Raw genomic sequence first — 23,396 nt, 5'->3', positions numbered from 1 at the left:
ATAGAAACGGTTTTGTCGAAAGTGAACAATGATGTCCGTCAGTAACACGCTTACAATAACCGTATAAATTAAAGGAGGCAGAACAATGGAGTTGAAAAAAGAAGTAGCGGCAATGATCGATGCACTATCTCAGATTGGGAGTGATCCAACTGGAGGAATGACTAGACTGCTTTATACCGATTCATGGAAAGAAGCGCAATCATTTGTAGAAAAACAATTAAAAGAAACTGGCTTAACGACGTCCTATGATGCAGTCGGCAATCTCTTCGGCAGAATGGAAGGCAGCCAGTTTCCAGAAGAAACGATTCTTTCAGGGTCACATATCGATACCGTCGTCAACGGTGGCACATTAGACGGTCAATACGGAGTCGTTGCTGCTGCTTTAGCGATCAAGTATTTAAAAGAGACCTATGGGCAACCTTTACGCTCCTTGGAAGTCATCTCAATGGCAGAAGAAGAAGGCAGTCGTTTTCCAACCGTTTTTTGGGGAAGTAAAAACTTTGTCGGAGAGGCCAAAAAAGCCGATGTTGAAGCGATCGCAGATTTTGAAGGCAATCGCTTCGTGGCAGAGATGCAACGCCAAGGTTTTGATTTTCGCGACCCACAAGAACCGGTTCGATCAGACATCAAAGCCTTCGTGGAAATCCATATCGAACAAGGCAGTGTTTTAGAAAAAGAAAATTTGCAGATCGGTGTCGTCAATAGTATCGCTGGTCAAAAGCGCTACACCTTTGTCTTAAAAGGACAAGCCAATCATGCAGGAACCACACCGATGGGCTATCGCCAAGATGCTGTGTATGGTTTTGCCAAAATGTGTGCCGCAGTGATCGACCGTGGCTTAGAGCTTGGGGATCCATTAGTAGTGACATTCGGTAAAGTTGAGCCAAAACCGAATACGGTCAACGTGGTTCCTGGTGAAGTGTTGTTTACGATGGATTGTCGCCATACTGATGGGCAGCTATTGGATGCCTTTACTGCTGAAGCAGAACAGATCATTCAAACGATCGCCCAAGAGCATGACTTGACAGTGGAGATGGATCTATGGATGGATGAACGCCCTGTGCCGATGGACGAGACGATCGTTGCCACGGTGGAACACGCGGTGAAGCAAACTGACAAACGCTACAAAGTCATGCATAGTGGGGCGGGGCATGATTCCCAAATCATTGCACCACATTTTCCAACGGCGATGCTGTTTGTACCAAGTATTGATGGGATTAGCCACAACCCAGCCGAAGCAACGACTATCGAAGATTTAACAGCTGGGGTAGAAGTTTTAGCAGCTTCCCTTTACGAGCTAGCATACAAAGAATAGAAAGCAGGGACACACATGGGATACAAAAATAATAACACGGGCTATTTAGATGGATTGCTGCAATCACGAGCAGTCATTAGAAAAAATAATTTTGCGATCTTGCCGCATGATGGGCTAGTGAATAATGTCATTCCAGGATTCGAAAACTGTGAATGTTCGATACTCGGCACACCAAAATTAGGGGCGTCTTTTGTCGATTACATCATTTCATTCAAAAAAGATGGCGCCAACCAATTGGGCTTCGGCGGTCCAGAGATCGAGAGTTTCTTGTATGTCATCTCGGGCAAACTGGAAGTAAGTGATGGCAAAGAAACCCATACATTGACGGACGGAGGCTATATCTATCTGCCTGCTGGAGAAAAACTGTATATGAAAAATCTCCAAGAAGAAGCGACAGAAGTGTTCTTGTATAAGAAGCGTTACCAACCGTTAGAAAATCACCAATCCTACAAAGTAGTGGGGAATCTTTCAGAGTTGACACCGATCCAATACGAAGGGATGGCAGACGTCTTGCTTTGGGATTTCTTACCGAAAGAGTTGGGCTTTGACATGAATATTCATATCCTTTCCTTTGAACCAGGGGCAAGTCATGGCTACATTGAGACCCACTATCAAGAACACGGGGCGTACTTACTGTCAGGTAAAGGGATGTATAACTTAGACAATGAGTGGTTCCCGGTGGAAAAAGGCGACTACATTTTCATGAGTGCCTATGTACAGCAAGCGGCCTATGGTGTTGGTCGTGACGAACCATTGACCTATATTTATTCCAAAGATTGCAACCGCGATCCGGAAATTTAAAGGAGTTTAGAAGATGGAAGAGACGGTTATTGTACAGTCACAAGAGTTACAGCAATTGATCCAAAAAAAATTAGCGGCTGCTGGTTTGTCTGAAGCGCACGCAGCCATCGTTGCAGAGCATTTGGTCTTTGCCGATGCCAGCGGGATCCACTCTCATGGGGCTGTACGGGTAGACTATTACGCAGAGCGGATCGCTAAAGGTGGAATGAATCGCACTCCACAGATCACGTTTGAAGAGACTGGGCCGAGCAGCGGGATCGTTCACGGTCAAAATGGCGCAGGGCAGGTCGTTGTATTAGAAGCGACAAAGCATGCCATTGAGATGGCCAAACGTTCTGGGATCGCGGCAGTTGGTGTACGGAAAACGAGTCATAGTGGGGCGCTATCCTATTATGTCAAAAAAGCTGCAGAAGCTGACTTGATTGCATTATCTATGTGCCAATCAGATTCAATGGTGGTTCCTTTTGGCGGCAAAGAAAATTATTTTGGTACCAATCCAATCGCATTTGCCGCACCACGAAAACAGGGGGCACCGGTGGTCTTTGATATGGCAACGACGGTCCAAGCGTGGGGCAAAATATTAGACGCTCGCTCCAAAAATAAAGAGATTCCTGCAACATGGGCCGTTGATGCCCATGGCAAGCCAACAACGAATCCGCATCATGTTCATGGGTTATTGCCAATCTCAGGACCAAAAGGCTTTGGGTTGATGATGATGGTGGATATCTTGTCTGGAATGCTTCTTGGGCTGCCTTTTGGCAAGCATGTTTCCTCTATGTACAACGATCTGACGAAAGGCCGCGACTTAGGGCAATTTATTTTGCTGATCGATCCGCAACGTTTTACAGATTTAGACACATTTAAAGAGTCGGTGGAAACGATGATCGAAGAGCTGCACGATATACCAGCTGCTGAACAGTTCCAGCAAGTCTATTATCCAGGCGAGATCAATCAACTAACTTATGAAAAATATATGGCAGAAGGTATTCCTATCGAAAAGAACATTTATCGCTATCTCATTAGCGACACGGTTCATTTTGACCAGTATTCTGGGTCAGATGCCTTTGCACAGACAGGAACAGGAGAGTGAGGAGACCCATGTTACACACTATTATTCAAAAAAACAATTACCAAGATTCCATTGTTTTAATGCTTTTGACCAATCGTTTACTGACGATCGAAGGGATCAACAACGCTTCGGTCATGATGGGTACACCTGCCAATAAGGATATCTTCAAGACGGGTGGTCTTTATACCGAGGAGATGAGCAATGCGACATCCAACGATATGGTACTCGTTTTAGACATTGAAGGGGAAGAAATCATCGAAACAGTCCTGTCAGAAATCGATGCCTTCTTATCGGACCAAAGCAATAGCGCAGGGGAAGAAACCCAAAGCGTCAAAACTTGGGAAAAAGCCTTAGATCTTGGAAAAGATGCGAAGGTCGCTGTCTTATCGATTCCTGGTACTATGGCAGCACCAGAAATTGAAACCGCATTAGCAGCGGGCAAACATGTTTTTTGTTTCAGTGATAATGTTTCATTGGAAGAGGAAGTTCGACTAAAGAAACTGGCTCATGAACAAGGACTTCTTTTAATGGGGCCAGATTGTGGCACAGGGATTCTCAATGGGATACCAGTAGCCTTCACGAATGCCGTTCGTAAAGGGAAAATCGGTGTTGTCGGCGCTTCGGGTACGGGCATCCAAGAAGTCACCACCATCATTCATAAATTGGGTGCCGGTGTGACACAAGCCATCGGAACCGGTGGACGAGATCTCAAAGAAGCCGTCGGTGGGATCACCATGAAAGACAGCATTCTTGCCTTGGAACACGATCCTGATACAGAGGTGATCGTGGTGATCTCCAAACCACCTGCACCACGTGTCCGCGATGAAGTGTTGGCATTATTAAGAAGAGGAACAAAACCTGCAGTCACGATTTTTCTTGGGGAAGAACCAACGGATCACGAAGAAAATCTTTACAGAGCCTACACGCTGGAAGAAGCGGCACAATTAGCCGTGCAGCTGCTACGTCAAGAACAGATTGGATTAGAGCCAGTAAAAGAGGAAACGGCAGCTGTCGCTTTTGGCCCTGAACAGCAAAAAATCAAAGCTTACTATTCTGGTGGAACATTGGCGTACGAAGCAGCGATGCTGGTCAAAGCAGGATTAAATCTAGAACAAGAAGATGCCCCTCAGGAAGGGTACATCTTAAAAGCAGCTGGCCATGAGATCATCGATTTAGGTGATGACATCTATACGCAAGGCAAGCCCCATCCGATGATCGACCCAACAAAGCGGATCGAACTGTTGAAACAAGCGGGAGAAGATCCTGAAACGGCAGTGATTTTGTTAGATATCGTTTTAGGGTACGGCTCTCATCAAGATATGGCGAGTGAATTGGCACCGACCATCAAATCGTTGAAGGAAGCTGCACAAGCAGCTGGCCGGGAGTTAGCGGTGATCGCTACGATCGTCGGAACTGATTTAGACCCCCAAGACAGCAACGAGCAAGCAGAGATTTTAATAGCAGCTGGCGTGATTTTGTGTCAAAGCAATGCCCAAGCAGTCAAAAAAGCTTTAGCATTACTCGGTCACCCCTTTTCACCAATTAATCGTAAGCTGTTGCCAAAAGCAGTGACAACTGCCGATGCATTGCCAGAGCCATCTGAAAAGAGCCGCGAATTGTTGGCGAATGACGCATTCATCAATGTAGGATTGCGTAGCTTTGCGGAAGCAATCCAGGCGCATCACGGTCAAGTCGTTCAATATGACTGGCAGCCAATTGCTGGTGGAAACGTAACGTTACAAAAAGCCTTACGTTTCTTAGCACAAGTGTCACTATCAGAGTAGGAGGAAGTTATCGTGTACGAAACTATTGAAGAAGCAAACCAAGCCGTTATTGCCAAAATCGTTGCGGGTTCGCCTTTTTTGCTGGATGTCGTTCCAGCAGTCAGTGTCATTCCAGAGTTAGGTGAAGGAAAAGTCCTATTGCATGCAGGACCACCGATCCGCTACGATCAGATGATCGATCCGATTCAAGGTGCTTGTGTTGGTGCGGGGCTTTTTGAAGGCTGGGGCGAAACGGAAGAAGAGGTACGTCATTTATTAGCATCTGGGGAAGTTCAACTGATTCCTTGTCACCACGTGCAAGCGGTTGGCCCAATGGGGGGCATCACCTCTGCCAATATGCCAGTGCTCGTGGTAGAAAACAAAACCGATGGCAACCGAGCGTATTGTACGATGAACGAAGGGATCGGGGCAGTTTTACGTTTTGGCGCCTATTCTCAAGAAGTCATTGATCGCTTGCATTGGATGAAAAATACGTTAGCACCAGTTTTAAGTGCTGCACTACAAACAAAACCCGATGGCTTGAACATCAATGTCTTAGTCGCAAAAGCAATCGCCATGGGGGATGAGTTCCATCAACGGAATATCGCTGCTTCGTTGGCGTTCTTAAAAGAAGTAGCACCAGCGATCGTTACTCTGGAAGGATTTGAAAAAGAAAAACCAGAAGTCATTCAGTTTCTAGCAGACACGGATCAGTTTTTCTTGAATATCATGATGGCTTCTTCAAAAGCGGTGCTTGATGGCGCCCGGACGATTGAAGAAGGCACGGTTGTGACCGCAATGTGTCGCAACGGGCATGAATTCGGTATCCGTATTTCTGGCATGGGGGACGAGTGGTTTACTGGTCCTGTCAATACACCAAAAGGGCTCTATTTCTCAGGATTCAGTGAAGAAGATGCCTCTCCAGATATGGGCGACAGTGCCATTACGGAAACCTTTGGTGTTGGGGGAATGGCAATGATTGCTGCCCCAGCTGTGACACGCTTCGTTGGTTCTGGGGGATTTCACGATGCGTTGAAAACCAGCAATGAGATGTTAGAGATCTCCATTGATACCAATCCGAATTTTCCCGTTCCTACATGGGACTTCAAAGGGATCTGTTTAGGGATCGATGCTCGTAAAGTCGTGGAAACAGGGATCTTACCGGTGATCAATACAGGGATCGCCAACAAACAAGCTGGACGGGGACAAATTGGTGCCGGGACAGTGACACCACCAATGGATTGCTTTGAAAAAGCTGTCTTGGCTTATGCGAAAAAATTAGGATTTGAAGAATAAATCAGGGACTGAAAACGTGAAAAAGGAGCAACCTAGCGATGATACAGGCAAAATGGATCGACCAAGCTTTATTTGAACCCACATTTATCAATGGCAACTGGATCGTTCACAGTGTGTTTCAGCATAGTTTCAATCTGCAAGATCCTCGTCAGGATCAGCTGATCTGTGTCTCCAAACAAGCGGCTCGCGTGCCCAAAGGGATGATTTTAGCTGCCGACGATTATGCAGCGTTGGCGACAGGCTTAGTTGCTGGTACCGCTCTTTTGGTTCAGCAACGGGTGATCCATTTTCCGCATCATCGTCTGTCTTTTCAAAAGGCAGCCAAATTTACAACCACCTTTCCAGCTGGCACAGTCCCATTTGATCAAGAACTGTTTTGGTCAGCCCTCCAAAGCGTCACGGAAAAGACGGGAATTCAAGAAGCGGTTTCAGAAACCATCCGCAGCAATCATCCGTTTTATGACGCAATCGATCAGCTATGCACGCCTTCATTTAAGGAACAACGGCAAGCAGTCGCTTATTTAGTCGGACGGGGTGTCGGATTGACCCCCACAGGCGATGATATGCTAGTTGGTCATTTACTGGCTCGCCGAGTGATGGGGCAAGAAGATACCCGCTTGGTGGCTTATCTACAAAAAAGGCTGTTGACAGTCAATGATTTAACGACTGACGTCAGTAAACACTATCTTCTGCATGCACTGACAGGCGCATTCAATCAATCGGCATTGTCCTTGACCAGGTGTACCGATTCAGCGGCTTTTTCCCAAGTAATCAAAGAGATACTAGCGATCGGTCACACCTCGGGGGCCGACTTTTTGGCAGGGTTTGCTCGCAGTATCGATCAATTTCAAAACAATAGAAATGAGGAATTCATATGGCAAAACGAGTGGTCATCGCTCTAGGGGGCAATGCAATTTTAAAACCGAATCAACCAGCGACCGTTGAGACACAGCTTGCAAATATCCAGTTAAGTGCAGAACAGATCGCTAAAATCGAGAAGCTTGACCATCAAATCGTCGTGACGCACGGCAATGGTCCGCAAGTCGGCAATATTTTACGACAAAATGAAGAAGCCAAAGAAGTCGTGCCGCCTTTTCCACTGGATGTCTGCAATGCAGAGTCACAAGGCTTTATCGGTTATTTAATGGAGCAAAGCATCAAAAATAAAATTGAGCAAGAAGAATTGACCAGCAATGTCGTGACCTTATTGACCCAAGTGGAAGTGGCAGCGGATGATCCCGCGTTTGAAAAGCCAACAAAGCCGATCGGCTTGTTCTACTCAGAAGAAGAAGCAAAAACAATGGCTGAGGAAAAACATTGGGTGATGGAAGAAGATGCTGGACGTGGGTACCGTCGCGTCGTGCCATCTCCACAACCTGTGACGATCCACGGCGTGGAATCAATGGTTCATTTATTGAATCAAAATACCATCGTGATCGCTGGTGGCGGCGGTGGGATTCCAGTCGTAAAACAAGCGGAAGGCTTGAAAGGGATCGAAGCAGTCATCGATAAAGATCGAACTGGGAAAAAACTGGCAGAACAAGTGGATGCCGATGTATTTATGATGCTGACCGACGTCAACAACGTTTATATCAATTATGGAACACCGAAACAAGAAAAATTAACGGGCTTATCCGTAAGTGAAGCGCAAGCATATTTTGATGCGGGGCATTTTGCAGAAGGTAGTATGGGGCCGAAAATGGAAGCGGCGATTGCGTTTGCCAAACAAGGAAAGACAGCAATCATCTGCTCATTGGAAGAAGCGGACTTAGCATTGTTAGGTGAAGCAGGCACAAGGATCGCTGGGTAAAACCAGCGATCCAACTGCTTGATTCGCCTATTAGTCGCCTTCTTCGGACAGCTCAAGGGCTAAACGCAGATCCAGGCTGATGCTAGGATCATGCACGTTTTTTCCTAGTAGCTTTTGACACTGTTCGATGCGGTATTTGATCGTGTTGCGATGAACGAACAAGGCTTTGGCGGTGCGGGTGATCTCACATTGATAATCCAAGTAAGCCCGTAAGGTTTTGCGCAATTCGATGGTGGCATCTTCTTGCGGAAACGCCAATTCTTTAAGAATCGTACGGCAGAAATAATGGATATCTTCAGGGCTCATTTTTTCAAATAGACTCCGCATTCCCCGTTGATGGTAGAAAGAGACGATGGACGAATCATGTTGGCCTCTTCGTTCTTCATAAGCAGTCTTTGCTTCGATGTAGGAGCTGGCTAAATCATTGATACTTTCACAGACACTCCCTACACCAAAGGCCATTCGAAATGGCAACCGACTGGTCAAAGCATTGGCGGTCTCGATCAAATGGTCTTCTAAGGCATCACACTTGTGCTGCACGAAAATCGCAAAGTGATTGCTGCCCTTTAAGCGAAAGAGACAAACATCTTTGATGCGATAAGGTAGTTGTTCACTAAACCACTGATAGACCAGGTCACTTTCTTCTTTTAGGTATTTGTCTTTGCCTTTGGTTTCTTTGGTTGGTTCACAGGCACCATAGATGACACGATAATGGCGGGCTTTGACTAACCCGTAAGTCTTTCCGAGATCTAACCAATCTTTTTGTTCCTGTTTGGAAGATTGCTGGTATTCGATCATCCGTGTTAAAAAGTCACTTTTTAAATCTTCAAAAGATTCTTGCACTTTTTGGTTCTTGTAGAGCATAAACGACAAGACCAATGCTGCTTGTTCCAGCGCAAAATCCGAGACAGGATAAGGAATTGCCTCAGGATTCAAAATGACTAAATAATGCGGGAAATAAGTGGAGGTTTCAATGGCATAATAAGAAATTTGTGACGTTTTTTCATGGAGATCTTTGATAGGGATCGCCCCGCTTTTTTCACCAGTAAAAACCCCTTTCGTTTGTCCTAATTGATGGATGTAGTACTCCGCGGGTTTTGACATGCGGGTGAAATGCTTGGAGTGGGCAATCACTTGTTTGAAAGGATTCAACAAAATGATCGGTGTATTGACCATTTGGCCAAAATCAGCGATAAAGCGAGCGATGCTGACATCCTTCATCAAGGAAGCAGAGAACCGTTTTTGAATGTCTAACGCATAACTCAGCTGCTCGGTTTTGGTGTTCCACAATAAATTCAAAAGCTGGTGCATCAAACGACCCAGCGGCATCGTGGCAGGTACTTCTACGATGGGGAAACCCAAGCTATCAGCGTAGGCGATGACTTCAGGATCGATGACATCCAAAAAACGACCGATCTTGATGCCTAATCCAGCGGCATTTTTGGCTACGAGAGAATCGATCAGTTCTAGAAGCGCTCCTTGATTATCTTTATAAACCATCGCCGTGCTTAAGATAAAGGTATGCTCAGGAATATAGTGGGCGATATCGGGGGTCTCAGTGATTTCGATACTGTCGACGGGAATTTCCGCGGTAATGGGATCTGTCAACAAACGCAAATTGGAAAAGCGTGGTGTAGCAAGCAATTCAGCAACTAACTTCATAGAGAAACTCCTTTTGGAAGTGAACAAAATAAACAAAAACATGTCCTTTTTTAGCTTTATTGTACAACAAACTTGGAAACGTTGACAAGGCGTTGGACAGTGAAATCAAAAAGAGAAATGAGGGAAAAAGATGTATAAAGAGTTAACGATCGCACAACGTACGATCATGACACCTGGGCCTGTAGAAGCCCATCCAGCTGTTCTACAAGCAATGACCAATCGTATTTTGGGGCAGTTTGATCCGAATTTTTTGGCGATCATGGATGAGGTCAAAGAAATGATCAAACAACCGTTTGGAACCAAAAACAAAGAGGCATTTGCCATTGACGGGACTTCCCGAGCTGGTTTAGAAGCGGCGCTGATCGCTTTGATCGAACCAGGGGACAAAGTCTTGATCCCAGCCTATGGGCGCTTTGCTTTCTTACTGGGAGAAATCTGTGAACGTGCCCAAGCACAAGTCAAATATGTAGAAAAAGAGTGGACAGCTCCTTTTGCACCCGCAGAGGTCATCAAAGAAATCGACGCATTTCAACCCAAGATCGTGGCGATGGTCCACGGGGAAACCGCCAACGGGCAAATGCAGCCGTTAGCAGAAATCGGGCAGTATTGTCGCGCAAAAGATATTTTCTTTGTCGTTGACATGGTGGCGACTTATGGTGGCGTAGCCCTGTCAGTCGATGATTGGTGTGTCGATTTGGCAATTGCTGGTACTCAGAAGTGTTTAAGCGTGCCGTCTGGTCTTTCATTAGTGACCTACAACGAGCGAGTCGAAGCTGTCCTTAATTCCCGTTACCAAAAAGAATTAGGCTTGAGCAAAACGGATCGAAACAAGCGGCACATTATGAGTAATTACTTGGATTTGAGTCAACTGCAACGCTACTGGAATAAAGAGCGAATCAACCATCACACAGAAGCGACGAGTATGATCTATGCGCTTCATGAAGGATTACGGATGTTGCTAAACGAAGGCCTCGATGCAGCCTATCAACGTCATTTGACGAATGAAGGGGCGTTGGTCGCTGGACTGGAGGCAATGGGGCTGTCGATTTATGGCGAAAAAGCAACCAAAATGCCGACAGTTACCCCTATCTTTATTCCAGAAGGTGTTGATGGCGAAGCTGTCCGAGAAGAGATGCTTCACTCCTTTGGTGTAGAGATCGCTAGTTCATTTGGTGATCTAAAAGGAAAAATCTGGCGGATTGGAAATATGGGTTACAGCAGCCGCAAAGAAAATATTTTACATGTCCTAGCCGCGTTAGAAGGGGCACTATTGTACCAGCAAGCACCAATTTCTGCCGGCAAAGCGCTCATCGCTGCGTTAAATTACTACCAAAAAACGACTTAAAATTTTAGCACAAATGCACAACGACTGAAAGCGCTTTGTGAAAAATGACAAATGCAATCGTCGGCAAAAAAACGTACACTAAGACTATCTTAAAGCGCTTTCGTTGGCGTGCTTCACAAACTTTACTTGTGTAACTGATGGAGGGAAAAAAATGGAAATCAATAAAGAACGTGGTGGGCTTGCCTACTGGAAACAAATTATTATCTTAATGTGTTCAGGCTGGGTCACTATCTGGATTTATCGCGCTGCGTTATCGCCAGTCTATCCGCAAATCAATGAGTCACTTGGCGGCAATATTTCTGATACAGCATTAGGATCGATTGCCAGCTTTTACTTTTTCGGCTATGTAATCATGCAGATCCCGGCCGGCTTTTTGGTGGATAAGATTGGGAAGAAAACAGTTCTGCTTCCAGGATTCGTGGTATTTGCACTGGCAGCTTTACTGATTTCACAAGCCTCTTCAATCTCCATGATCTATACCGGTAGCTTTTTAGCAGGGATCGGCTGTGGGTCATTTTACGGTTCAGCGTATTCTTTGACCTCACAGAACATTCCGAAAGAAAAGAAGAGCTTCTCAACAGCGATCGTCAATAGTGGTTCTGCCGTTGGTTCAGGGTTTGGGATGATCTTATCAAGCTTTATCGTTATTCAGATGAACATGCCTTGGCAAACAATGATGTATTTATCCGCTTTCTTGATCGTTTGTATGACGATCGCTTTTGCATTGGTGATCCGCAGCAACAAAGAAGACGTGGCTTTCTTGGAGAGCCAAGCAGCAGCTGAAGAAGAAACAACGGATCAGCCGAAAGAAAAAGTTTCCCTTTCGACCTTGTTCTCACTGCGGATGCTCTTTACTTATGTGTTATATTTTGCGACGTGTTATGCCTACTATATGACGGTTACTTGGCTACCAAACTTCTTAGGAACAGAACGAGGCTTCCAAGGAGTCGCAATCGGATTCTCTTCTTCATTGGTGGCATTTGCTTCGATTCCTGGGGCCTTGTTCTTTAGCCGCTTGGCAGACAAATACATGCATAAAAAAGTTACCTTTATCGTTATTTTAGAAGTATTGGCGGCGTTGATGTTATTAGTAACGGTGCAAGCAACAAATTCGACCTTCTTAATGATCGCGTTGATCTTGTACGGGTTCCTTGGAAAACTAGCGGTTGAACCAATCATCATTTCTTGGCTAGGGGAAAATGCACCAAAAGTTGGGGTCGGTACGACATTAGGGGTCTTCAACTTTTTCGGCATGATGTCTTCCGTTATCGCACCAACATTGACCGGATCGATCTCGGATGCAACAGGGTCAAAAGTAATGGGCTTTTATATCGCAATTATTTTGTTGATCGGTGGTACATTCTTATTCTTGACTGTAAACTCTAAGAAAACAGCAAAGTAGAAAAGTGAGGAACAACAGATGAAAAAACGATCCTTAAAAATCAGTTTGACCAACCAAATCATGATTGCAACGGTATTGGGGATTTTTTGGGGCGTTTCCTTTCCCGGTTTAGGTGATCAAATGCAGCTAGTCGGGAACTTCTTCTTGCGACTGATTCAAATGTCTGTGGTCGTGTTGGTCATGGGCTCGGTGATTGAAGCGGTGGGGGGACTTGATCCAAAAGAATTAGGTGGTATTGGCGGGAAAGTCTTCCTCTGGTTTACCGGTTCGACCCTTGTCGCCGCTATTTTCGGTCTCTTTTTCGCCTTGATCCTCAAGCCCGGCGCAGGCCTTGATCAATCCCTGCTGCAAAGTACAGAAACCGCATTAAGTACCAGCAGCATGGAAGAAGTCATCTTAAACTTTGTTCCACTGAACATTATTCAAGCCATGGTGGAGCAGAATATGATCCAAGTGATTATTTTTTCGCTCTTCTTTGGCCTTGCCTTGAGCTTGATCAAGCATGAAAAAAAGAATCAGCTGTTTCTAGATATGATCAGCAGTTTTAATCATATTTTGATAAAAATGGTCAGCATGATCATGAAGTTGGCGCCGATCGGGATTTTCGGCCTTGTTGCTTCCTTAGTAGAAGATACCGGTATTCGTGTTTTGGGAATGTTAGCCAGTTTTTTATTGACGTTAGCAGCAGCATCTTTGCTCTTTTTGTTTCTTTGGTTTCTCTTGACGTCGCTCTATTGCAAAGTTTCCTTGTTTCGTTTGATAAAGAACATGTGGCGCCTCTCGGTGATTTCCTTTACGACCACCTCTTCTGCTGTCTCATTGCCGTTTCAAATCGAAGATGGCAAAGAACGATTTGGGATCAGTGATCGAATCAATAAGCTCGTGATGCCTCTGGGCATGACCTTAAATAGCAATGGGCTCTCCTTATTTTTAGCCCTGGCAATCGTAACCGTTGCTCAGGCGTACCAGATCCAATTAAGCTTGGGAGATCTTTTGCAAGTGGTCTTGTTATCCTCGTTGGCATGCTTGGGAACGATCGTCGTTCCAGGCGGCGGATTAGTCACACTGGCTACGGTTTTACCTATGTTAGGACTGCCTAATGAAAGCATCGCCTTACTGGCAGGGATCGATTGGTTTTCTGGGATGTTTCGGACCCTTTTGAATGTGGATCCTGACGTCACGGTGGCGTTGATCGTTGCTCATGATGAAGGAGAACTGGATCGTGCAGTCTTCAATGGTGAAAAAGCCCCGGTCAAATTAGCAGAAAAAATCACCGATGGCGTATAAGACCAATCATTCTTGTGATGAAACTTTACTCTTTTTTGAAAACGTGCTACGATTGATTCGTTGATAGACTAAAGAAGCTTCCTGAAATACCGTAAACGGTAAACAGTAGCAACTGATTTTCAGCTCGTCATTCAACAGACAAATACGACAAAAAGAGGAGGAAAAAACATGACAGCATCGATGAAATTGTGGATTGACCTTTTGAATAGCTAATTTAAATCTATTTCAAAAGTCTAGGCAATCGTGATTTCAAGGGATGAGTGTCCTCTTTTTTCCAATTTCTTATTAAAATCAGGGTATAGCGGTAGGCTATGCCCTTTTTTTGTTCTTGCGTTTTCCTAGACGGGAAGGACAGACTGATGGAACAATTAAGTGTAAAAATAAACAAGCTAATCAAAAATTATGGGTCCAAAGAAGTACTGAACATTGAAGAACTGAGCGCCTATCAAACAGATCGAATCGGGATCGTGGGCGCAAATGGGCAAGGCAAGTCCAGCTTGCTGAAATTGATTGCGGGAGTGATCGATCCTGATTCAGGAACGATCCAAAGAGAAAATTCGTTTCACTATTTCCCGCAAATCGCTGAGGTGACTGAAAAGACGGAGGCTCTTGACTGGGCGCTGTTTGGTCGTTTTTCGATCCCAACGAATGAATTGGCGACACTAAGTGGCGGGGAGGAGACCAAATACCGGTTGGCACAAATGTTATCTTCCTATCAATTAGGACTTTTGCTCGATGAGCCAACGACCCATTTAGACCAGCAAGGAATTCAAGTCTTGATTGAGGAATTGCAGTATTATTATGGCACCCTGATCGTGGTCAGTCATGATCGGTACCTATTGAATCAGCTGGCAACGAAAATCTGGGAAGTCGATCAAGGCAAAGTCATCGAGTATTCTGGCAATTATGACAGTTACCGACAGCAAAAAGAGCAAGCGACACAGCGTGTTGCCTGGGAGGCGGCACAGTATCAGCAACAAAAGCAGCAGTTGACTCAAGCAATCCAAAAGAAAAAAGAACAAGTGATCAAGAGCAGTCGCATTTCTGAAAAAAAGCGGCAGCAAAACATCCGACCAGACCGTTTGTCGTCATCAAAACAAAAGGACACGGTGCAAAAGTCATTGCAAAAAACAGTCAAAGCCATGGAAAGCCGCTTGGATCAGTTGGAAGAAGTGAAGGGGGTCGCGCGGCAGCAGGTGATTCGTTTTCCAGTAGTCCCTGCAGTGGAACTGCATAATAAACAACCGATTCGTGGGGAGCAAGTAACCATTCAAAGAGGGACGAAATGTTTGCTAGACAGCAGCAGTTTCCAGTTTGCTGCCGGGAAGAAAATCGCTATCGTGGGTCCGAACGGTTCGGGGAAGTCGACTTTACTAAAAGAAATCATCGCAGGTGGAGAGGGAATCTATGTATCACCGAAAATCGTCTTTGCGATATACGAGCAAATGGGCTATCGAAAAAACAGCACCACACCACTTTTGACGGAATTGATGGCTCAAACAGACTATCAGGAACCACTGGTCCGCAGTATTTTACACAATCTAGGATTTAGCCAGAATGAAGTGATGAAGCCAGTCAATGTGCTAAGCGGCGGAGAAGCGACACGGGTCGAGCTTGCACGCATCTTTACTCAAGCTGCCAATGTCTTGATTCTTGATGAACCGACGAACTTTATTGATCTGCCGACAATCACCGTCTTGGAACAATTGATTCGCAGCTATCGTGGCATGGTTTTGTTCACTTCTCACGATCAAGCGTTTATTGATGCTGTCGCGGATGACGTGTATCAAATCGATCATGGGAAATTAACATTGGTTTCCAGTAACTAGCAGCATTGTCGCTTTTATACCTGTATAGAGAAAAACAGCGCGGGAAAGGAAATGACCGCCCAACGTTCGATCAAAAAATCGGCCGTTGAGCGGTCACTACAAAACCCGCACTGTTTTTTTGCACTAATCGGTATCGCCTAGCTGTTGCTACATCGCTTAATAAATCTTTTGCGTAAAGTATTTTAAGATCAGTGGAGAGATCAAGGTGCTCAACAAGACAACGATCACCAAAGGGGAATACAATGTGGACGAAATCAATTGGTTTTGTTGACCAATCTGCAAAATGATCAATGCCATTTCACCTCGGGAAATCATTCCAGCTCCCACCATCCAAGCACTGTTGTTCGAGAATTTCGCGATTTTCGCCCCGACATAGCCGCCGACCAGTTTGGTCAAGATCGCGACCACGGTAAAGGCAAGAATAAAGAATAATTGCTCATTTAAGCGGGAAAAATCAACTTCTAAGCCAACGCTGACAAAGAACACCGGAATGAAGACGGCATAACCTAATGCTTCGACACTGTGTTCCACTTCCTCACGAACCTTCGTTTGACTGACAGCGATCCCTGCGAAGAAGGCACCAATGACAGAGCTTAACCCAACAAGGTCAGCAAGATACGCCATTCCTAAGCAGATGATCAGTGACATGATGATCACCGCGGAATTTGCAAATAGCTTTTCTGCAAGTGCCAATAAGAACGGAGCGATCCATTTCACCAATAGAAAAATCAACACAAAATAAATCAGTTCTACCAATAAGGTGACCGGCAGTGGTGTTGCTTGGCTGCTTTCGCCGCCTAAAAAGGAAAGGCTAAGACTCAAAACCAACACGACCAAAATATCATCCACGACGGAAGCACCAAGAATCGTCGAACCTTCTTTCGTGTTCACCACATTCAACTCTTTCAATACTTCGACAGAAATACTGACTGAGGTGGCAGCTAATACGATCCCGAAAAAGAACGCTTCTGTGGGACTGCTTTGAAAACCGACTCCTGTGGCATACCCGAAGAGCATCGGGAACACGATCCCCAAAAGGGCAACGAGCATTCCTGGACGAAAATAGCGTTTCAATAAAGAAATATCACTTTCCAGTCCCGCTAAAAACATCAGCAAAATAACACCAATCTCTGAAAAATCATGAACTAGAATATCTGGATGGACCCAATTGAGTCCTGCGCCTCCTAATAAAACCCCCGCTAGCAACTGCCCGATGACAGCAGGAACGCCCATCCGTCTCGCCAGATGCGAGAAGAGGGTCGTCGTGATTAGGATCAAACACAAAATCCCGACAAAATGCATAAAACCTCATCCTTCTTTCCTATAACATACTCCCCTTTAGTATAGCATTCTCTCTTGAATTGAGCCTGTATCAAGCTTTTTTTAATAAAAGAGTTTCATTAAACCGCACGTTTTTTGAGATGAGGAGGAAGCGAAGGCAATTAGAGTTATTCTGCGCAATCATTAAAATAAAAAAACATTATTTTCGCTTTATTTATAACAAATTATTGTTCGAGCCAATGGGCGAGCTGCTGAAACACCATTTGGACTTGCGGCTCCTCGACGTTTTTCAAAAAGTCGTGGGGCAAATCATAGACAGGGACAAATTTGCTTTTAGGCACTTTCTTCAAGCCTTTGCTGTAACGAAAAGGAACTTCCTCATCGGTACTGCTAGCACTGCTGAAAATTGGAGGAAATTGAACAAGCAGCTCAGGATCAATGGCATAGTCAGAAAGATCCTCAGCTGTTAGCCCATAGATGGTGGCGAGTTCTTGCTGTTGGACCCAATAAACATAAGGCAAATAGCGCTGAAACTGCGGATCATCCCAAACGATCTCGGTTTGATCCAAAGGAGGGACTTGCTCTTTGCTTAAGAGCGGCTGCTGCAAGACTCGTTTGTTTTCGATAAAAGAAAGATCGGTGTACCCATAAAAGTTGACCAGTTTTTCAGGTAATCTCTGTTGTTCCTTCAGTAATTGCTGGGTCAGCGCCAGCATCAAATAACCGCCAGCTGAGCGTCCGCAGAAACAAAACGGGTTATCTTTAAGCACAGTTGCTTGCAATTCTTGAAAATTTTGCCAGTTCAGCGCCAAAATCTCCGCTAACGAGGAATTGGGCGCCAGCAAATAATCGACTGTAAGGACGCTGTATTGCTGCTCTTGAAATAGTGCGATCAGTGATGCGGGAATGTCTTGACGGGTTCCATAAACAAAACCGCCGCCGTGAAAGTAAATCACGTATTTCTCCGAAGCAGGATAAAGGGATACCGAAGCACCGGTGGTCAATTGCCATTCTTTTTTCATTTTGCTTGACTCCTTTTCTGAAGCTCTAATAAATAGGTGCCGATCTCGTAATTGACTAATTGGATCGGACTTGTCAGATCGATCTCTAGTAGCTGTTCGATTTTGCTTAGCCGATAACGAATCGTTTTGGCATGAAGAAACAAGGTTTCAGCCGTATTTTTGTAATTGCGATTCGTGATAAAAAAGGTATACAGCGTTTTGAACAGCTCTTCATTTTCTTCCGAGAGTTGATACAGCTTCGGGGGAATACTTTGCTGCAGCTTTTCCAGTTGGTTCTCCTTGATAAAGGAACTAAAGATACCTAAGTCGCTATAGGCAATGATCGGCGCCAAATAAAACTGCCGATTGAAGCGAATCGCATCCAAACACTCTGGCAGGATCTCTTTGATCTGTTCCTTGCGCAAGACTTCGCTGACCACCAAGCAGCCATGTTCATCGGCTAACAGGGCATCATCAAAATGTGTCTGCAACATCTGTTTCGTCACCTGATGGGCGATCGATTGGAAATTATAGAGGATCACCAAATAATTGTGGTGTTCAAAAAAGACGTGGGGTGTTTTCAACGCCCGTAGCTTGTGCAAAACGACGGACTTACGCTCCTTATCTTTGAAGCTGTTGGAAGCAAAGGCGATGCCTTGGTAGAAATCGTAGCGATCCAGTTGCGCTTCTTCTAACAAAAGATCCAGCTCAGCCAAATTGCTAGGAGTGTTTTGCAAGATCGCATCGGCAAGATTGTTCATGCGATTGTAGCGCTCTTTCTTCAACAAATACTCCATTTGGAGGCGTTCATAGATGACGTCGATCACATTTTCAATAATCATGACTTTTGCCTCAGGGATCTGCGAATCTTTCTGATAAACGATCAAAGTACATAAATCATTGTAAGGATTGATGATCTCTACTTTGATGGCAGTCACATATTGATTGTTCTCATGAGAAAATAATTCCAAATATTCGTAGTGGTTCTTGGTAAACTCGACGGTTTTCATGGGTTCTTGTTTGGTCACCACGAAATTCTTAAAGGATTGACCTACGGACACATGCACATTTAAATGGGGGATGCGCAAAGAACAAGGCTTTTCGATCAATTGATAGAACTCCTGCATGATCTGATCGAAAGAAGAGTGGTTGCGCTCAACTTTCATGAAGCGCTGGCGAACTTCGTAATAGGTACGCAGCAGCTGGGTTTGGTGATTTAGCAATGGTTCGTAAACAGCTAGCATGATGGCTTCATAGCTGACTTCTTGCTGCACTTTGATCAAAGGGATCTGATAAGCAAAGCTAAGCTCGATCACCCAATCTGGGATCATAGGGATCAAGCGATCCACTTTGATCACTAAACCGCTGACACCGATTTGCTGCATTTTTTCAAAAAAAACACGCAGTTCCTCAGGGGATTGGTCTTTGAAGGCATAAAAAGAAGTCAAAATCAATTGATGGGCTTTGCTCCATTTCTCGATATCCATCGCTTCCAGCACCATAACGGAACCAACGGAATTTGTTAAACCAATGGAGCCAGTCAGGACTTTACTTTTTTCAAAAAGCGGCAGTTCAACCAATTCTTTTAATTTCATAAAATGCTCCTTTTTTCTCTTTTGGATAAAAAGTATAGCATTTTTTTAGAACTTTATCCAATGAAAACGCAAACAAGGCTCGTTAGAATGAGAGTATAAGAAAAGGAGGAGAACAAATGCTGCACACAGTAATCTTAAAGAATAACTACCAAGATTCCATTAACTTAATGCTGCTGACGAATACGATCAATGATCTAGGCGATGTCGAAATGAGTCAAATCATGATGGGGACGGATGCAAACAAAGACATATTAAATAACACTGGATTGCTTTCTAAAGAGGCAGAAGGTGCTTCACCCAACGATATGATGATCGTGGTCGATAGCCAAAACGAACAGATCATGGATCAAGTAATGCCAGCGATCGATTCATTTTTAGCTGATCTTTCAGCAAAAGATCAAGGCAAAGAAACGCCAGCGGCGGCTTCATGGCAAGAAGCCTTGAGCGCAATGCCAGATGCCAATGTTGCACTATTTAGTATTCCTGGGGAATATGGCGCAGCCGAGATGGAAAAAGCCTTGAAAAATGACTTGCATGTTTTCTCGTTTACGGACAATGTTGCTATCGAAGATGAAGTGCGTTTGAAAAAGCTGGCTCATGAAAAAGGTTTATTGATGATGGGGCCTGACTGTGGGACCGGTATTATTTCCAGCATTCCGATTGCCTTCACGAATGTCGTGGCACCAGGAAACATCGGCGTCGTTGGTGCCTCTGGTACGGGGATTCAAGAAGTGACGACGATCATTGACCGATTAGGCGGTGGTGTCGTTCATGCCATTGGGACCGGCGGACGTGACTTAAGCGACAAAGTTGGGGCGATCACTGTCAAAGATGCCATCGTTGCTTTAGAAAATCATGAACCGACAGATGTGATTTGCGTGATCTCGAAACCACCTGCAAAAGAAGTGCGGGATGAAGTCGTTCAATTGCTGCAAAGTATCAGCAAACCAGTGGTAGCGATTTTCTTAGGAGAAAAACCAGAAGCCCATGAAGGAAAAGTCTATTTGGCACATACGCTGGAAGAAACAGCGCGCATCGCTGTTGATCTTGCCAATGAAGAACCCGTCAAAGCGAACTATTTTGAACGCGTGGCAACCCCAGATGTGCCCAAACTCGCTGAAGACAAAGTGGTCAAAGGTCTTTATTCTGGCGGTACATTAGCTGCCGAAGCAGGAATGCTGATCTCCGAAGCCTTGAATCTAGAAGGCCTTGTAAAACAAGAAGGCTATATCTTGCATTCCCACGGCTATGATGTGATCGACCTTGGTGATGATATCTATACCCAAGGCAAACCGCACCCAATGATCGATCCTGAAGTGCGCATCAAAAAAATCGAAGACTATGCGCAAGATGAGCAAACCGGGGTCATTTTATTTGATGTGGTGTTAGGTTACGGCGCACATGCAGATATGGTAGGTGCACTGTTACCAGCCATCGAAGCTGCACAGCAAACAGCCCAAGCAGCCGATCGCGCGTTGTACTTTGTTGCTACCGTCTGCGGAACTGAAAAAGATCCGCAAAACTATCAAGAAGCAGTCAACCGTTTGAAAGCAGCTGGCGTCTATGTGGCACCAAGCAATGCTCAAGCAGTGCAATTAGCCCTCGCCTTAAAAGGGGTGACTCTTTCTGAAGCAGACAAAGCGGTCAATAATTATACTGGTAGCAAAGTTGAGGTGCCGACGGTTAGCGAGAAAGTGATGGAGCTGTTGACCACCAAACCACGGATCATCAATGTTGGCTTGCAAAGTTTCAATGAATCGATCCTGCAATATGGCGGGAAAACAGAACAATTCAACTGGCGTCCTCGTGCCAACGGCAACAAGAAAATGATCCGTATTTTAGACGCGTTAGAAGAATTTGACGAAAAAATCACAGCTGAAAACCAAGCAGTGACGGATAAAATCAAAAATGCCCAACCATTCTTGATCGATGTCGTTCCAGCTAAATCAGTGATCGCTGAATTAAACGAAAGCCAGAAAACCTTGCTGCATGCAGGACCACCGATCCAATGGTCGGAAATGACGGGACCGATGCAAGGATCTTGTATCGGCGCTGCCTTGTTTGAACGCTGGGCGAAGGATGAAGACGAAGCCCGCCGCTTACTCGAAAGTGGGGAAGTCCGCTTTATGCCATGTCACCATGTCAAGGCAGTTGGACCAATGGGCGGGATCACTTCTGGGAATATGCCTGTCTTTGTGGTTGAAAACCGCCTTGTCGGCAACAAAGCCTACTGTATTTTGAACGAAGGGATCGGTAAAGTCTTGCGATTCGGTGCCTATTCACAAGAAGTCATCGATCGTTTGGATTGGATCAAAGACGTCTTAGGACCAACCATTGCCAAAGCATTACAATTAACAGAAGAAGGCATCAACTTGAATGTATTGATTGCCCGGTCGATCACAATGGGGGATGAATTCCATCAACGAAATATTGCAGCATCATTGAACTTCTTGAAAGAGATCGCACCGTTGATCATCCAAACAGAGATCGATGAAAAGCAAAAATATGAAGTGATCAAGTTCTTAGCAGATACCGATCAGTTCTTCTTGAATATCATGATGGCAACTGGCAAAGCCATCGTTGATGGTGCTCGTGTCGATGCCAAAGGAACGATCGTGACCACCATGACAAGAAACGGCGTCAATTTTGGAGTTCGTGTCGCCCAAACAGAAGACCAATGGCATACTGCACCAGTCAATACGCCGAAAGGTTTGTACTTTACTGGGTTTACCGAAGCAGATGGCAATCCTGATATTGGGGATAGTGCCATTACTGAAACCGTCGGCGTCGGAGCAATGGCGATGGTAGCTGCACCAGGGGTAACCCGCTTTGTCGGCGCTGGTGGCTTTGAAGATGCGCTAGAAACTTCCAATGAAATGGCAAAAATCTGTTTCGGTCATAATCCGACCTTCTCGATCCCAACATGGGACTTCCAAGGGACTTGTTTGGGGATCGACATCCGTAAAGTCGTTGAAACAGGCATCACCCCAATCATCAATACCGGGATCGCCCATAAAGAAGCAGGTGTCGGCCAAGTCGGTGCAGGGACTGTGCGCGCACCGTTAGGCTGTTTTGAAAATGCCTTGACGGCTTATGCGAAGGATCTGGGGATCGATGTTGACTGAGAAAATCAAAATCAGTGATTATCTAGACCCATTGCGACGATTCGGTCGTAACGGTCGGGTGCATAGCGTGTTTGATCGTTCATTCAATGTGATGATCGGGCAGCAACTGGTTAACATCAACAATTATCACAACTATTTGACTGGCTTCGGTATCTTTTTACCAGATGCATTGTTTGAACAAGTCCTGCCTTTGATCGAGGTCGGCAATCGCGTGCAAGTCCGAGAGCATGGTCTGACCTTTTACAGCACAAAAGGAACATTTTCTCTGTCATTAGAGGAAAAAGAATTGGTTTCGCTGCAGGTGAAGGAGCTATCCTTCACCTCTGCGGAATTGCAGCTTTTGAAAGAAATCCTGCTTCAACAAAAACTAGAAACCAAGATTGGGTTGCCCGAAGATGAGAAAACCCAAGCAGTGTTTGCGGCATTGCGGCAGCCTGTCTCAGATTGGGAACCAATCATTGCTCACCTGATTGGCCGCGGCAAAGGATTGACACCTAGCGGCGATGATCTTTTAGTTGCCTATCAAGCGATGCTCTATGCCTTGCAGCAGCCAGAAGCTGACGCGTTAGCGCAAGCATTGGCAAAACCGCTGTCTACGACGGATGTCAGCCTTGCTTATATTCAAAGTGCCAGTCAAGGGTATGTCAATTCTCTGATGCTGCAATTATTCAAAGACTTAAAAAAGCAAAACCCACAGGTGATTGAAAAAGATGTGCAGCAGTTGATGTCCGTTGGTCATTCGTCAGGCAAAGATCTTAGTTTTGGGTTGTTGTTAGCGTTGGAGTCATTGTCACTTGAGGAAAAAGAATAGAAAT

General features: G+C 45.1%; 17 protein-coding genes. 13 read left to right on the top strand and 4 right to left on the bottom strand.

Going from position 1 to position 23,396, the window contains the following annotated elements:
- Positions 1-85 precede the first annotated feature (85 nt).
- Genes allC through arcC form a run of 7 tightly spaced genes read left to right on the top strand, consistent with a single transcriptional unit; the run spans position 86 to position 8,054 of the window.
- Positions 86-1,315, top strand: coding sequence for an allantoate deiminase (gene allC / locus IGI84_RS11505; protein WP_220426890.1), 1,230 nt, complete (start codon positions 86-88; stop codon positions 1,313-1,315).
- 15 nt (positions 1,316-1,330) lie between these two features.
- On the top strand, positions 1,331-2,116 hold the full coding sequence (gene allE / locus IGI84_RS11500; RefSeq protein WP_081117457.1) for a (S)-ureidoglycine aminohydrolase: 786 nt from the start codon (positions 1,331-1,333) through the stop codon (positions 2,114-2,116).
- A 13-nt stretch (positions 2,117-2,129) separates the two neighbouring features.
- Positions 2,130-3,206, top strand: a complete 1,077-nt coding sequence (gene allD, locus IGI84_RS11495; protein ID WP_096741530.1) for an ureidoglycolate dehydrogenase — start codon at positions 2,130-2,132, stop codon at positions 3,204-3,206.
- 8 nt (positions 3,207-3,214) lie between these two features.
- Entirely contained in the window at positions 3,215-4,969 is a 1,755-nt protein-coding gene (gene fdrA / locus IGI84_RS11490) for an acyl-CoA synthetase FdrA (RefSeq protein WP_220426889.1), read from the top strand.
- A gap of 12 nt (positions 4,970-4,981) precedes the next feature.
- Positions 4,982-6,244, top strand: coding sequence for a DUF1116 domain-containing protein (locus IGI84_RS11485; protein WP_005234461.1), 1,263 nt, complete (start codon positions 4,982-4,984; stop codon positions 6,242-6,244).
- Between the two features lie 38 nt (positions 6,245-6,282).
- Positions 6,283-7,146 (top strand): DUF2877 domain-containing protein, encoded by an 864-nt coding sequence (locus tag IGI84_RS11480; protein WP_220426888.1) that lies wholly within the window; start codon positions 6,283-6,285, stop codon positions 7,144-7,146.
- Positions 7,119-8,054, top strand: coding sequence for a carbamate kinase (gene arcC / locus IGI84_RS11475; protein ID WP_194194823.1), 936 nt, complete (start codon positions 7,119-7,121; stop codon positions 8,052-8,054). Before IGI84_RS11480 ends, arcC begins: the two co-directional genes overlap by 28 nt.
- A gap of 30 nt (positions 8,055-8,084) precedes the next feature.
- Here the strand turns inward: arcC and IGI84_RS11470 are convergent, their stop codons facing one another.
- Positions 8,085-9,716, bottom strand: coding sequence for a PucR family transcriptional regulator (locus IGI84_RS11470; protein WP_096741525.1), 1,632 nt, complete (start codon positions 9,714-9,716; stop codon positions 8,085-8,087).
- A gap of 130 nt (positions 9,717-9,846) precedes the next feature.
- Here IGI84_RS11470 and IGI84_RS11465 point away from each other — a divergent pair, with 130 nt between their 5' ends.
- From IGI84_RS11465 to abc-f, 4 genes are all read left to right on the top strand, one after another.
- Positions 9,847-11,061 (top strand): pyridoxal-phosphate-dependent aminotransferase family protein, encoded by a 1,215-nt coding sequence (locus IGI84_RS11465; RefSeq protein ID WP_220426887.1) that lies wholly within the window; start codon positions 9,847-9,849, stop codon positions 11,059-11,061.
- Between the two features lie 151 nt (positions 11,062-11,212).
- Positions 11,213-12,463, top strand: coding sequence for an MFS transporter (locus tag IGI84_RS11460; protein WP_005225368.1), 1,251 nt, complete (start codon positions 11,213-11,215; stop codon positions 12,461-12,463).
- A gap of 18 nt (positions 12,464-12,481) precedes the next feature.
- Positions 12,482-13,750: a dicarboxylate/amino acid:cation symporter gene (locus IGI84_RS11455; protein ID WP_220426886.1), complete on the top strand. Its 1,269-nt coding sequence runs from the start codon at positions 12,482-12,484 to the stop codon at positions 13,748-13,750.
- Between the two features lie 359 nt (positions 13,751-14,109).
- Positions 14,110-15,579 carry a ribosomal protection-like ABC-F family protein gene (abc-f, locus tag IGI84_RS11450; protein WP_220426885.1) on the top strand — a complete coding sequence of 490 codons (1,470 nt, stop codon included), beginning with the start codon at positions 14,110-14,112 and terminating at the stop codon, positions 15,577-15,579.
- A 156-nt stretch (positions 15,580-15,735) separates the two neighbouring features.
- Here abc-f and IGI84_RS11445 read toward each other — a convergent pair whose 3' ends face one another.
- The 3 genes from IGI84_RS11445 to IGI84_RS11435 form a co-directional block, all read right to left on the bottom strand.
- The gene (locus IGI84_RS11445) at positions 15,736-16,881 is read right to left on the bottom strand and encodes a monovalent cation:proton antiporter-2 (CPA2) family protein (protein WP_220426884.1); all 1,146 of its coding nucleotides are present in this window, start codon (positions 16,879-16,881) and stop codon (positions 15,736-15,738) included.
- Positions 16,882-17,084: 203 nt separating this feature from the next.
- Complete coding sequence (locus tag IGI84_RS11440) at positions 17,085-17,882, bottom strand: alpha/beta hydrolase (protein ID WP_220426883.1); 798 nt, start codon at positions 17,880-17,882, stop codon at positions 17,085-17,087.
- The gene (locus IGI84_RS11435; protein ID WP_420680700.1) at positions 17,879-19,456 is read right to left on the bottom strand and encodes a PucR family transcriptional regulator; all 1,578 of its coding nucleotides are present in this window, start codon (positions 19,454-19,456) and stop codon (positions 17,879-17,881) included. The genes IGI84_RS11440 and IGI84_RS11435 overlap by 4 nt, the downstream gene beginning before the upstream one ends.
- Before the next feature lie 116 nt (positions 19,457-19,572).
- Between IGI84_RS11435 and fdrA (IGI84_RS11430) the strand changes: the two genes are divergently transcribed.
- Positions 19,573-22,581, top strand: coding sequence for a DUF1116 domain-containing protein (gene fdrA, locus IGI84_RS11430; protein WP_220426881.1), 3,009 nt, complete (start codon positions 19,573-19,575; stop codon positions 22,579-22,581).
- Positions 22,571-23,392 carry a DUF2877 domain-containing protein gene (locus tag IGI84_RS11425; RefSeq protein WP_077452860.1) on the top strand — a complete coding sequence of 274 codons (822 nt, stop codon included), beginning with the start codon at positions 22,571-22,573 and terminating at the stop codon, positions 23,390-23,392. The genes fdrA (IGI84_RS11430) and IGI84_RS11425 overlap by 11 nt, the downstream gene beginning before the upstream one ends.
- Positions 23,393-23,396 lie beyond the last annotated feature (4 nt).

Source organism: Enterococcus sp. DIV0008 (assembly GCF_050542615.1).
GTDB classification, from domain to species: domain Bacteria; phylum Bacillota; class Bacilli; order Lactobacillales; family Enterococcaceae; genus Enterococcus_D; species Enterococcus_D innesii.
The sequence above is the reverse complement of the archived record's forward strand: the minus strand, read 5'-3'. Positions and strand labels throughout refer to the sequence as shown.